This is a genomic window from Paenibacillus sp. AGC31, from assembly GCF_057334655.1.
Genome location: NZ_JBHFJH010000032.1, coordinates 107172 through 120189, shown reverse-complemented (window position 1 = coordinate 120189; position 13018 = coordinate 107172). Strand labels below are relative to the sequence as shown.

Annotated in this window: 13 protein-coding genes; 1 reads left to right on the top strand and 12 read right to left on the bottom strand. The window is 47.7% G+C overall.

What is annotated here, in order from left to right; genetic code table 11:
* The 7 genes from ACE04G_RS20255 to ACE04G_RS20225 all read right to left on the bottom strand — a co-directional run bounded on the left by ACE04G_RS20255 (position 1) and on the right by ACE04G_RS20225 (position 7837).
* Positions 1-1494, bottom strand: a complete 1494-nt coding sequence (locus ACE04G_RS20255; RefSeq protein WP_076216147.1) for a rhamnulokinase — start codon at positions 1492-1494, stop codon at positions 1-3.
* A gap of 235 nt (positions 1495-1729) precedes the next feature.
* The gene (locus ACE04G_RS20250) at positions 1730-2245 is read right to left on the bottom strand and encodes a DUF2500 domain-containing protein (RefSeq protein WP_256704335.1); all 516 of its coding nucleotides are present in this window, start codon (positions 2243-2245) and stop codon (positions 1730-1732) included.
* Between the two features lie 111 nt (positions 2246-2356).
* On the bottom strand, positions 2357-4159 hold the full coding sequence (pepF, locus tag ACE04G_RS20245) for an oligoendopeptidase F (RefSeq protein ID WP_221825014.1): 1803 nt from the start codon (positions 4157-4159) through the stop codon (positions 2357-2359).
* 392 nt (positions 4160-4551) lie between these two features.
* On the bottom strand, positions 4552-4911 hold the full coding sequence (locus tag ACE04G_RS20240; RefSeq protein WP_062833989.1) for a winged helix-turn-helix transcriptional regulator: 360 nt from the start codon (positions 4909-4911) through the stop codon (positions 4552-4554).
* A gap of 266 nt (positions 4912-5177) precedes the next feature.
* The gene (gene hxlB, locus ACE04G_RS20235; RefSeq protein ID WP_221825015.1) at positions 5178-5741 is read right to left on the bottom strand and encodes a 6-phospho-3-hexuloisomerase; all 564 of its coding nucleotides are present in this window, start codon (positions 5739-5741) and stop codon (positions 5178-5180) included.
* 4 nt (positions 5742-5745) lie between these two features.
* Positions 5746-6378 carry a 3-hexulose-6-phosphate synthase gene (hxlA, locus tag ACE04G_RS20230; protein WP_036670570.1) on the bottom strand — a complete coding sequence of 211 codons (633 nt, stop codon included), beginning with the start codon at positions 6376-6378 and terminating at the stop codon, positions 5746-5748.
* Positions 6379-6754: 376 nt separating this feature from the next.
* Complete coding sequence (locus tag ACE04G_RS20225) at positions 6755-7837, bottom strand: lactonase family protein (RefSeq protein WP_221825016.1); 1083 nt, start codon at positions 7835-7837, stop codon at positions 6755-6757.
* A gap of 213 nt (positions 7838-8050) precedes the next feature.
* Between ACE04G_RS20225 and ACE04G_RS20220 the strand changes: the two genes are divergently transcribed.
* Positions 8051-8980 carry an AEC family transporter gene (locus ACE04G_RS20220; protein WP_449004408.1) on the top strand — a complete coding sequence of 310 codons (930 nt, stop codon included), beginning with the start codon at positions 8051-8053 and terminating at the stop codon, positions 8978-8980.
* Here the strand turns inward: ACE04G_RS20220 and ACE04G_RS20215 are convergent.
* The 5 genes from ACE04G_RS20215 to ACE04G_RS20195 form a co-directional block, all read right to left on the bottom strand.
* Positions 8958-9548: a DUF2062 domain-containing protein gene (locus ACE04G_RS20215; protein WP_449004407.1), complete on the bottom strand. Its 591-nt coding sequence runs from the start codon at positions 9546-9548 to the stop codon at positions 8958-8960. The genes ACE04G_RS20220 and ACE04G_RS20215 overlap by 23 nt on opposite strands.
* Positions 9549-9606: 58 nt before the next feature.
* Entirely contained in the window at positions 9607-10065 is a 459-nt protein-coding gene (locus ACE04G_RS20210; protein ID WP_338594104.1) for an OsmC family protein, read from the bottom strand.
* A gap of 20 nt (positions 10066-10085) precedes the next feature.
* The gene (locus ACE04G_RS20205) at positions 10086-10853 is read right to left on the bottom strand and encodes a DeoR/GlpR family DNA-binding transcription regulator (RefSeq protein WP_449004406.1); all 768 of its coding nucleotides are present in this window, start codon (positions 10851-10853) and stop codon (positions 10086-10088) included.
* A gap of 137 nt (positions 10854-10990) precedes the next feature.
* Positions 10991-12121, bottom strand: a complete 1131-nt coding sequence (locus tag ACE04G_RS20200) for an NADH-dependent flavin oxidoreductase (RefSeq protein ID WP_449004405.1) — start codon at positions 12119-12121, stop codon at positions 10991-10993.
* A gap of 186 nt (positions 12122-12307) precedes the next feature.
* Positions 12308-12985 (bottom strand): SOS response-associated peptidase, encoded by a 678-nt coding sequence (locus tag ACE04G_RS20195; RefSeq protein WP_091016984.1) that lies wholly within the window; start codon positions 12983-12985, stop codon positions 12308-12310.
* Between the last annotated feature and the right edge of the window lie 33 nt (positions 12986-13018).

The following is a 13018-nucleotide window of genomic DNA, read 5'->3' as shown; positions in this document are numbered from 1 at the left end:
TTACACCTCACTCCCCGCTTGTGAATTGGATGAAGCCGTCACACGCAGAAATCTGCCGTAAGCATCTTCCCAGATTGACTTGTCCTGCGGCTCATACGTAGTTACCGGAAATGAATCTCGAATGGCCTTACGAGCCTCCCAGATATCTTTAAAAGCTCCGCTCGCCATCCATTGCACAGCCATATTCCCGATGGCACTTCCCTCTGCCGGACCTGCCCATACCGGCTTGCCAATGGAATTTGCAGTCCACTGACATAACAGGCGGTTCTGGATGCCTCCACCGACCATATGCAATCCGTTGAACATCTGACCCGACAATTGCTCCGTCCATTCCAGAACTCTCCTATACTTCAATGCCAGACTCTCCAGAATTGCCCGGGCAATAGCCCCCTGATCCTCTGGTACCACTTGCCCTGTATCACGGCAATACTGACGTATACGCTTCGTCATATCTCCTGCGGGCATGAACAGTTCATCATCCGGGTCAAACAAACTAGCAAATGGAGGTGCCTGTTCGGCCTTTGCCAATAACACATCATAGCTAATTCCCTGCCCCTGGCGGTCCCACTCCCGCATGCTTTCCTGCAAAATCCATAAGCCCATAATGTTCTTCAGCAGACGGAATGTTCCGCCCGCCCCGCCTTCATTCGTGAAGTTCAAGGCCAGACTCTGGCTACTTATCGCAGGATGATCTATCTCCGTACCCATCAGGGACCAGGTTCCACAGCTCAGATAAGCAAATGAACGTTCCGTTGCAGGAACAGCCACAACGGCTGAACCCGTATCATGCTCCGCAACAGCGATCACGGGAATCGGGGACAATCCCAGATCGTTACAGATACTGCTTCGCAATTGTCCAACACGGGTACCTGGCAGCACGGCTTCACCAAACAGTTTCTCCGAAATGCGAATATGCGCCAGCAACTCACTATCCCACTGCCCCGCTGATGGATTGTATAATTGGGTTGTGGTTGCATTGGTAAACTCATTCACCGCTTCCCCGGTCAGGAAATAACGTAGTAAATCCGGAATCATGAGAAAACGCTCTGCTTCATGAAGTAACGGGGAACCGCTGCGTTGAAGTGTCGCCAATTGATACAAGGTATTAAAGCTAAGAAACTGAATCCCTGTACGTTCGAAGATTCGCTGGGAGCTCAGCTCTTGGCGCACCTGATCCATCATGCCGTTAAACTGTGTATCACGGTAATGATATGGGTTACCCAGCAACTCACCATTACTGCCAAGCAGACCAAAATCAACGCCCCACGAATCGATCCCCAGGCTCTCTGGTTTTTCTCCCTGCTGTTTCACAAGTGTAAGCCCTTGCAACAATTCATGATGCAATCGCAGAATATCCCAGTGCATCCGCTCGCCAACCTTCACTGGTTCATTCTTGAACCGATGAATTTCGCTCGTTTCGATCCCTCGATCATTCAGATGTCCCAGTAACGCTCTCCCGCTCCCAGCGCCCAAATCATAAGCCAGCACACTCACCGCGCTTCACCAACCTTTCGAACCCATCCTATTTTCCAAACGGTATCTCTTGATTCAGTCCGTAACCCTGTACTTTATTCTGTATTTATTGTTTGTTTGTTTTTGTTTAATACTGTTTTACTTTATTTTACGAGTATATCACCATTGTAAGCGTTTGAATACCCTTCGGTATTTCTTTCTTTTGGGTATACCAAAAACGACTCTCTCCCACTTGGGAGGAGCCGCATTTCTTTTTTTACGTATAAAATTGACCTTTGCTTACCCCGGACTGGGGCTGTACATCTCTCTCAAAATGCTTGAATCGTGTCCCCTGATACGTCAGCATCCCTCGATCATTTTCCACCATCATGCCATAATGGTTTCCGCCAACAATTAGTTCAGTGCGCTCCCCATTGTCGAATTCAAATGTAACATAATACCGGGTAGTCGCACGGCTATCCCCGCTGCCACCTGAAACTTCCGTTCGTTTGGTCACCACCGTTGAGTGCAGGGTTAACAAGGCTGCCGCGTTATTTGACATCCCTGAGCGTATGCCTGAAATAATAACAAAAACAATAACTCCCGCAATGATGAGAAATATGGCGCCAATGAAAATCGAAGCAAATGCATTCATTGCAGCAAACTCACTAAATCCCGAAAAAAAACCACCCTGATTGCCTTCAAAACCTGGTACTCCATTCATGTCGTCAAACACACCAAAGCCGTCTACGCTTAATCGGCCCATCGATGAGGACTCGCTTGTTAACGCCATTCATCATCGTTCCTTTCCCCTTGCAAAAATAAGATGCACCGCCCCCCACGCAAGGAAGGCGGTGCATGCAGACAACCCGTTCTGCCTTGTCCGTATACTATATGAACCAGATCAGGAATACAGACGTTCAAGTTCGTCGACCAGACTGCCGACATAAGCAACCGCAGAGCGAATCGGCTCAGGTCCGGACATATCCACACCCGCAAGCTTCATTAACTCCTGTGGCGTGAGACTTCCACCAGCTTTGAGTGCATCAAGCCAGCGATCTACCGCAGGCTGTCCTTCTTCACGAATCTGCTGTGCAGCCGCTGTGGAAGCCGTCAAGCCTGCCGCATAGGTATATGGATATAGTCCCATATAATAATGAGGTTGTCTCATCCACGTGAGCTTGGCCCCTTCATCAATTACCAGATCAGGTCCCCAGAATTCGGAAAGGATGTCTCCCTTGAGCTGACTCAACGTCTTTGCCGTAATGGGCTCATCATTGGTTGCGCGTGCGTACACCCTGCGCTGTAATTCACCTTCCAGCAGATGTGTAACGAAGTTATGGTAATATGTGTTCAACAATTGCAAAATGACCCAGCGACGCATTCTCGGATTATCGGAACGCTTCAATAGATGGTCTGCCAGCAGCATTTCATTCATGGTCGACGGTGCCTCAATAAAATAAAGAGATGGCCGTGTATTCGTGAGCCGTTGGTAACGTCCCGCAAGCATGAAGTGGCCTGCATGCCCCACTTCATGGGCAAGCGTAAATGCTCCGCGCATATTGTTTGCCCATGAAATTAAGATATAGGAGTGTGAACCATATATGGAGGAGCAAAATGCCCCTGTGGATTTGCCTGCATTATCTGCGTAATCCACCCAGCGATCACGGAATGCTCGCTCTACGATCTCGCCGTACTCCGGCCCAAGCACATCAAGTGCTTCTCGAATGAGTGTGCACGCCTCATCATATGTAATGGCAGGGCTAAATTCAGGATCAAGCGGCGCCTTCAGATCACAAAACATCAGTTTGTCCAGACCCAGCTCACGTTTCTTAAGAGCCGCCAGTCTGCGCATATGAGGTGCGAGTTCCTGCTGGATAATATCGAGCACATTATTGTACATCTCTTTGCTCACTTGCTGTGGGCTGAGAAGCATATCTGTAACATCGTCGTAACCACGTAGCCTGGATAAAACAACCTGTTTCTTCACTTCGGTTGCATAACCTTCTGCGAACGTATTTTTGTAATCATTTAATGTCGAGCTGAATGCAGCATAAGCAGAACGGCGTAGCTTTGTATCAGATGACATCTCATAATTATTTTCGTAGAATGACCAGGACAGTGGACGAGTATTATCCTCTCCATCAAGAGCATCGTCAAACGTCATGTCTGCCAGTTTACCGCGCAGATAGATACGGTATGGAGAATCCAGTACCTCTCCAAGTGAGGCAAGTACCTTCTCGGTCTCTGGCGTAAGCCGATGTGCTTTTTCTCGAATCAAACGCTCCAAACTGCGTGCATACGGCTCCAATCCCGGAAGTTCTTCAAGGTAACGTTCAACGGTTCCCTCCGGCAAATCAATGATCTCCGAATTGACAAAAGACAAGGACGACGACAGATTTGATAGGATATCTCCTGCTTTAGCTGAATTCTCAATATTCACCGGATTGGTGCTGTCCTCGGACTGCTTCAAGCGGGCATAAGAAGCCGTCTTGCCGATCCGCTCCTGCAAAGCTTCACGCGCATCCAGACAAGCCAGCAATTGTTCAGCGCCTTCGCCCAGACGTCCTTTGAACGTTTCGATCTGGGCAGCAGCCAGTGGAAGTGATCGAAGCTCCTGCTCCCATTCTGCATCGGTTACAAACAAGTCTCTCAAATCCCAAGTCGTTTCCTGATTTACCTCAGCGCGTGTACGTATTTTTTCCATCTTTAGTTGTCATCCTCCTTGCATTTTCCAATATCTCTCATCGTATCATATTCCGCTCATCTATACATGACATGACCTAAAATGAGACTTTTGGTATGGATTTATGGTAGAGCAGACAAATGGATTACTCCTTATTACTCCGCTGGCAGAATAGCCCTTCGATCGCTGTTATCCCCGGATTTTTTGATTCACTTTTTTAAAGGTGAAAATCCGTTGATAAAGGCGAACGCTTCGCTTCTTAAGTCTATTTCTGCCCGCTGCGTTTGGAGTAAACTATTGATCCACTGACCAAAATTTAAAAGTAACTAAAAAAACACGCCAGGTGATGGAAGTATCCATTTACCCGGCGGTTCATTATAGAACATACTTATTTAGCTTTCTTAGAAACTTGTTTAGCTTTCTTTCCAGATTACATTTTCACCGTAATTTTTACCCCAGTTATACATCGCGTGCAGGACGGGCATCAGGCTCTGACCGTGATCGGTCAACGTATATTCCACCCGAGGAGGTACCTCTGCATACACCTTGCGCTCAATCAGCTTGTCTTCCTCCAGCTCACGAAGCTGGTTGGTCAGCATCTTCTGGGTAATATGAGGGATTAGGCGTTTCAGCTCGCTGAAACGTTTGGTGCCTTCCAGACCCAAATGCCACAAAATAATCAGTTTCCATTTGCCACCGATCACCGCAAGGGTCAATTCCTTCTCACAGTTGATTTCTTTCAGATTAATCCGTTCCTTGACTTCGGCTGCCATGGCTCCGAGCCCCCTCATCTTCAATCTTATATCGCGTATGTTACACATATCACGGGGACACTTCACACGAGGTAAGCTTTCCGCTCTATGCATGATGTAATAAGTACATTCATTCGATACAGCTATCTAGTAATTCTACTACAGCCTGGTCGGGATGCAAAGTTTAACTGAAAATCACGGATAAAACCTACACAGATGAATGACTATGTATCGCAGAAAAGACCAGAACCCTTCATAATCAAAGGATTCCAGTCTTCAACTATTCACTATTCCAGGTTCGCGTGGCGGCCAAACATATCCGCTCCGGTCATACCCTTCATTTCCATCATCGTAAGGATGAGAGCATCCATGCCGATTAATAGTCCTTGTTCGAACAACGAGCCCATCGGCTGAATGGTTACTGCCGCTCCGGAAGTTGCTGTGTCCTCTTTGGCTGAAGCCGGAAGGCGCACTATCGTAGTCGCCAATTTCCCAATCGTGGACTCTGGCTTAATTGTAATGAGTCCTACAGGTGCACCTGCTTGACTGGCCTTCTGAGCCATGGCTGCCAGACTGCCTGTCTCTCCTGAGCCAGAGCACAGCAAGAGGAAATCCTTCGAGCTGATCCCAGGTGTTACGGTCTCGCCCACCACATATACACGAAGCCCCATCTGCATCAGTCTCATGGCAAAAGCCTTTCCCATAAGTCCCGACCGTCCTGCTCCTGCTACAAAAATCTGTTCTGCAGCCAGAATATGTTCAGCCATCGCTTGCATCTCTGCATCATCGATCTGACTTAACGTGCGTTCCAGCTCCTTCAAGATGTCAGCTGCGTATTGTGTTTTGGTCATTCGCTTACCCTTGTTTAACGAGACGTTGCATTTCAGCTGCAACTGCCGCTTTGTCTGCTTGTCCTGTGATACCGCCACCTACAATAACCAGATCCGGTTGTGCTTTGATGACTTCTGGCAATGTTTCCAGCTTGATTCCACCAGCGACTGCCGTTTTAGCATTTTTCACAGCTGCTTTGATCGTTTGCAGATCTTCGAACGGGCTTTGTCCTTCAGCTTGCAGGTCATAACCTGTGTGTACACAGATGTAATCTACGCCAAGCGCATCAATTTCACGAGCACGTTGTTCAAGGTTAGGCACGTTGATCATGTCCACAAGAACTTGTTTGTTTTGTTTCTTCGCTTCTGCTACTGCACCTTTGATCGTACTGTCATTGGTTGCCCCAAGCACAGTGATCAGATCCGCACCAGCCTCAGCTGCTTTCATGATTTCATAACCACCAGCATCCATGATTTTAAGGTCTGCAAGAACTTGCAGATTAGGGAATGCTTCTTTCATCGCTTTAACCGCGTGCAAACCTTCATTAATAACGATTGGTGTACCAATCTCAACGATATCAATATATTGTTCAACCTCTTTAACCAGTGCGATACCTTCAGGGATATTTACCAAGTCAAGCGCCAATTGCAATTTCATCATTTATTTCTCCTTTGTTGTTCAAGTATGAGTCGTTCCTGTACAAATAATAATCAGATATTTAGCCTGCACCAATTTGTCTGTTCAGATGCATGCAGTGTTTGTTTTGGCTACTCACTTATTGTAGACTCTGACTATCCATTCAGGAAGTACGCACTTTGAAGTGGGGTAGTTACTTGGGCGATACTATTGACAACTTTTCGTTGTTAGATGAATCCAACATAGAATTAATCCTCTATTCCAATACGCCTGCTTACAGCAGAACAGCAACCTAATCATCCCATTAAATATTCAATATAAAAGACCCCGCCACATGGCAGGGTCTTTATCTTTATCATTTTCAATCCAGCCAGGGCTGGTTTAGAAATTTATCATTTTACAGATATACAGGTTTCACGCATACCGGCTTGGATACACCTGTGCTGTGACCTGTGTATTTCAGACGTCCGCTGTCCTGATCTACCGTGAATGTCACGAGGTTGTTCGTATCACGGTTAGCTGCGATCAGCAATTTGCCGTTAGGTGTCAGAGCAAAATGACGCGGGTGCTCACCTTCAGCAGATACATGTTCAACCAGTGTCAGGTGACCTTGGTCTGCATCTACTGCAAATACAACGATGCTGTCATGTCCACGGTTGGAACCATATACATAACGTCCATCATTGGAAACCGTGATTTCTGCTGTTGTATTTTCTTTGCCATCATATCCATCAGGCAGTGTAGATACTGTAGACAATTCAGTCAACGTGCCCGCTGCTGCATCATATTGGAACGAAGTAATGGATGAATCCACTTCATTGATGACATAAGCGAATTGACCATTCGGGTGGAACGCCAAGTGACGTGGGCCTGCTCCCGGATGTGTTTTGGTTTCACTGTGCAGCACAAGTTCATTTTTGTTTGCATCAATGGAATAGATCGCGATGTTATCTGCGCCCAGATCCTGTACCATCATGTATTTACCATCCGGGCTGAAGAATGCGGAGTGCACATGTGGCTTGTCCTGACGTTCAGGATGCGCACCTTGTCCTTCATGTTTCTTCTCGTCCAGAAGCGCTCCAACTTCACCGTTATCCGTCAAGGCTTGCAGACCTACCAGACCACCGTGGTAGCTGGAGAGAATCAAGAATTTGCCGGAAGGGTCACGCTGGATGTGACATGGCGGAGCTGAAATGGAGTTATTCCGGTTCAGCAACGATAATTTTCCTGTAGAAGGATCAATGCTCAGAGCTACAGCTTCAGACATTTTGTTGCCCTCAGCTGACGCTGTTTCACCAATCGCGTACAGTTTGTTACCCTCAGCATCCACGTTGACAAACGTTGGGTTTTTCACGCCCGCGATGCCGTCAAGCTTGGACAAGCTTCCTGTATCCTCATTCAATTCATATGCATAAATGCCCTCATTTTCCGCTTCAGCGTAAGAGCCAGCAAGTACGAGCAAGCGTTTTGATTCACTCATTACAGTTTCCTCCTCTATGTGTATGTAATCTTGTTGCACCTCTTCTATAATAAATCTGCCATATCAAAATAGCAATCCGCTGTCGCTGCCCTCAGGGGAATCCTTAGTTAAACAAGGCGATTACTACACATCATCATACTGAAATCCATTCATATGAGATGCATCTTCTGCTATGATAAGATAGGTTTTTCATCCAGAAGGGACTGAATTGCATTGCTTCACTCATTTTTACTCACGTTATACCATGTGTTCTTGCCGATATCACTTCCCGTGATCGGAGGTATTCTGTTAAAACGCTTCAAGAATTGGGATACCCGGTCGCTCTCGACCTTTTCCCTTTATATTTTGAGCCCTGCGCTCATCTTCAATACATTGCTGCATGCAGAGATTACCTGGACGGACGTCACCAGCACGTTCTGGTTCTCTATTATTAATCTGATGGCTCTGTGGGCACTCGCCGAGCTTTTAAGCCGGATTTTCCGTCTGGGTGCAAGCGAAAAAGCGGGTCTCACCCTCGTCTCCACGTTTACAAACTGCGTGAATTACGGGCTCCCGCTTGTACTGCTTGCCTTTGGTCAGCTTGGACTGGACAAGGCTTCCGTCTACGTCATTGGACAGATGATCATTGTTAATACGGTAGGTATCTTTTTTGCCGCGCGATCCGAATTCACGGTGAAAGATGCGATCCTATCCGTTTTCCGCATGCCATCCATCTATGCTGCTGGCATCGCCATTGCGCTGCGTGCATCCAATCTGAGCCTGCCTGAAGCGCTGGATGGAGGGATCTCCATGCTGGCTGCGGGATACTCTCCTGTCGTTCTCGCCATTCTGGGAGCACAGATGCTCAGACCCAAAGGTGCAACGGTGCCTTGGCTACCCAATGTACGCCGAGCTTTCTGGACCGGGCTTGTGGTCCGTCTCGCAACTGCGCCAATTCTGTCCTGGCTGATACTGACCGCGCTTCAGGTCGAAGGCACGTTGTTCAGTGTGCTGCTGATCCTCGCATCGATGCCAACCGCAGTGAACGCCGTTATTTTGGCTGAACAGTTCAATGCTTCTCCGCAGTTTGTATCTCGCTGTATTCTGTGGACCACCGCTGCATCCATGTTGATGCTGCCCATTATGATTGTGATGGCTTCCTGATTAATACCGGAGGTGATACCGAAGCGATATCCGCTTGTCGGCGTTTCTCCAGCCGGCGTTCATAACGCCGGTTGAGCGCTCTGACGTAGAAGAATTTCACGACAAAGTACGAAATCACACCCAGAATGACACCAAACGCGGACATGCCTGCCAGAATATCCAGTCCACCAAGCAACAATTCACTCACGGCCGACCAGTTCCCTCGAAACAGCTCCATGAATGCACTCTCATGTACCAGTCCCTGTCCCATGCTGTGAGCAGGCAAAATCCATGAGCCAATTTGTTTCGCGAGCGGCATCAGGATAATAGGTAAAAACGTAAGCTTCCCGATCACATTACCAACAATCGCTGCTGGCACCGAACCCCCAGACAGTCGCACAATCGGATAAAATACAAGATAGATCAGGGAAGCGGTCGAGATCACGATCAGTTCCAGTCCGAACCCTATAGCAAATCCGGTAGATACTTTATGGGCACCTCCGGGAGCACGTAACAATTTGAGAAAATTCAGCTTCATAGCACGTGTTAAACGTACCCAGCGGTTAGTCTTGCGCTTCTGTGTGTTCATACTGAATTACTCCTTATTTTACACAAATGACAACTTGAATCGTCTATTCTTCAGTATATCACACCGCGTTAGCTCCTGTAGTAACAATGACCGGCTGTGTCTCCATCTGGACATTACCTGCCACCGCTCGGGAGATCATACAGGAGGATTCAGCCTTATGCGCCAAGCGCTCAGCTTTGGTCAGATCCGCCTCAGAGGCATCTGCGCTGAGCACAATCCGGGGTCTATGTACGATCCGTTCGTACGTAAATACGTTATTCGTAACATCTACCGTTGCTTCCGATTCAAGCGTTAATTCATCCGGTGTAATATCCGAACGCTCCAGCATCGCTGCCAGCGTGATCAGGTAACAGGTGGAGGCTGCACCCAGCAGCATCTCGTCCGGGTTAGTTCCCGTACCGGGTCCGCCCATCTCCTGCGGAATCGATATGACCGTTTTTAATCCACCTGCATCGATTGTTCCCTCACTGTTACGCCCACCATTCCATACCGCTTTCAGATGAAAAGGATGTTTCATGACATTCATTCCTTTCTTGTTTACACACGTATACACGTAATATTCTGCTCGATCAAAGCGCTAACGTGCTCTTCATCAACACCCTGATCTGTAATCACTTTGCCTACACTGCTCATCTCAGCAACTCTGGTAAACGCCTGTATGTTAAATTTGCTGGAATCTGCTAGTAGAATGACCTCATCCGCAATATGGATCATCTTTTGCTTCACCAAGGCCTGTAATTCATTGGATTCACTGATGCCTTTGGTCAGATGCACCCCTTTACATGACAAAAACACTTTATCAACATGATAAGCATCAAGCGAACGTTCCGCCAGCGGTCCTACAAAAGACAGTGACTTCGAAGCCAATTGCCCACCTGTGGCAATCACACGAATCTGTTCCTTGTTACTCAGCTCTGCGGCGACCTTAATCGAGTTGGTTAATACCGTCAGTGGAATGTTCGGCAATCCTGCCGCCATATACCACGCCGTTGTACTTGCATCCAGGGCGATCCGGTCGCCGGATTCCACCATTTTCACCGCTTCGCTTGCAATTCTGCGCTTCTCTTCTGCATGGGCTATAGCCCGTACCGGATACGGAATCTCCGACTGTAACTCATCCTTGTATTTCACGCTGACCGCCCCGCCATGGGACCGTCTGAGCCTGCCCGCCTGTTCGAGCTTGTCCAGATCACGACGAATCGTCTCTTCTGTCACCCCGCAGCGCTCACTAAGTTCGGTCACACGCATGCTGCCTTGCGTATCCACCCATTCCACTATTTTCTCATACCGTTCAGCTACGAGCATATTCCTTCACTCCAAACCGTTGATTATCCAGTTGATCCTGTTCATCCATCATACCACAGAGCGATGACCAGGAGAATTTGGACCATGTGCAAAAAGAGGGAGCTTTCGCCCCCTCCATTCCAGTTCTGAAGTGTATCTTATTTATCTTCTGCCATAGGGAACCAGCCCGGTGTGTGGATGATTGCATTCCACAACCCGTCAGGGATAACCAGACGTTCCTGATCCGATTTGGTCAGAATCGTCTCGATATCTTCTTCGCGTCCGCTCTCGATTTTCTCAACCCAATCCGGTTCAATAATCAACTCACGTCCAATGGCAAGTAGTGGTACTCCCGTTTGGAGTGCCTCAGCGGCCTGATCTGCCGTATGAATTGAACCTACGCCGATAACAGGCAATTTGCCGTTCACACGATCCAGGATGAATTCCATTCTCGAACGCGTTTCTGCTTCGCCACGTCTTGGCTTGGACCAGAATTCGTTCAGGGAAACGTGCAGGTAATCCAGGTTTTTATCTTTAAGCGCATCTACCAGTGCATACGTATCTTCCATTGTGAGTCCCGGTGTTTCCGGTTCTTCCGGGGAGAAACGGTAACCAATGATGAACGGCAGTTTGGTATGTTCGGCAACCACTTTCTGAATCTCATCCACTACAGCAAGTGGGAAAGTCAGACGTTTCTCGACACTACCGCCCCAACGGTCTTCACGTCGGTTGGAATGTGGGGAGAAGAATTGCTGGATCAGATAACCATTAGCACCATGAATCTCAACACCATCAAATCCGGCTTCAATGGCACGACGTGTCGCTTCACCAAAGTCTTTGATAATCGAAGTAATCTCGGAATCTGTCAACTCTCTTGGTTCAGGAGAGCCCGGACGCTCGCTTGCAACCGCACTAGGAGCAACAACTTGACCCGCAGGTACAGCTTGTTCAGGAGTTAGACGGCCCGCATGGAAAATTTGCAATACGGCTACGGAGCCCTGTTGTTTCATGGTATCAGCCAGTTTTTTCAGACCAGGAATGAAGCGGTCGTCATAAACACCAAATTGAGCCGGGAAACCAATGCCTGTCTCTGTTACATGCCCTACAGCCGTAATTGACATGCCAGCACCACCGGTGCGACGTGCATAATAAGCAAGTTCAGCGTCGGATATTGTACCATCAGCATTCGAGGACATATGAGTCATCGGAGCGAGCACGATACGGTTTTTCAGTGTAATGCCAGTCGGTAGTGAAACTTGTTCAAACATCTGGTTAAACTTTGGATTCATTCGTGGTTCCCTCCTGATTATAAATATCTCTTTTAATAGATATATGAATATGTGCGTTCACTTACTGTAATGATTATAGTTACGTTTCACCGCAATTGCAACTTTTCATTTTCTGAAAGGAAAAAAGAGCAGAGTGTCTCCAGACTCTCAGCCCTCTTCATTTTCTTCACATCATGCAAAGGATACTCAGAAACTCCGAACGTAAGCCAGCTTCTGATCCATCTCTTCCACGCATTCGTAACAGTCGTGTTCATCGTTGGCGACCATTGGGGTGACTGGATACAGATTCATCTCTGTACTGTTATACGATTTCAATAGCGGTAACAACTGAGTCACTCGTGTATTGGCAGGGTCAAGCCAGGTGTTGATCTCTTCTTCGGAGAGAATGGCTGGCATTTTACTGCCAAACTCGCGTGTAACCATGTTTGCGCCTGTCATAAGCATCGTGCAGGTCCGAAGCGGCTCTTTCCGTGTATCTCTCCACACCTCGTATAACCCAGCAATACCGAACAGACCGCGATCCGGCATGACAACACGAACTGCATAACTTTTTTTGCCCTCTTGCCGCCAGTAATATAATCCATTGCAGGGAATGACGCAGCGCTTGGTCTCTACCAGTTTGTAATAGGAAGGATTCTCATGTACCGTCATAAGATTCGCGTTAACGGCATCACGACCCCAGAATGGAATGAACCCCCACCGGAATTCATCCAATACACGTTCACCATCCTGATGCAAAATAATCGGCGTATGCTGGGTTGGGCTGATATTGTATCGGTTTTTGTAATAATACATCACTCGCTGAATCTTGAAATGATCTCTGACTTCGTCCAAATCGGCTGCCAATGAAAAACGGTTGCACATGCTCAAGCACTACCTTTCCCTGTGAGAAGTTGA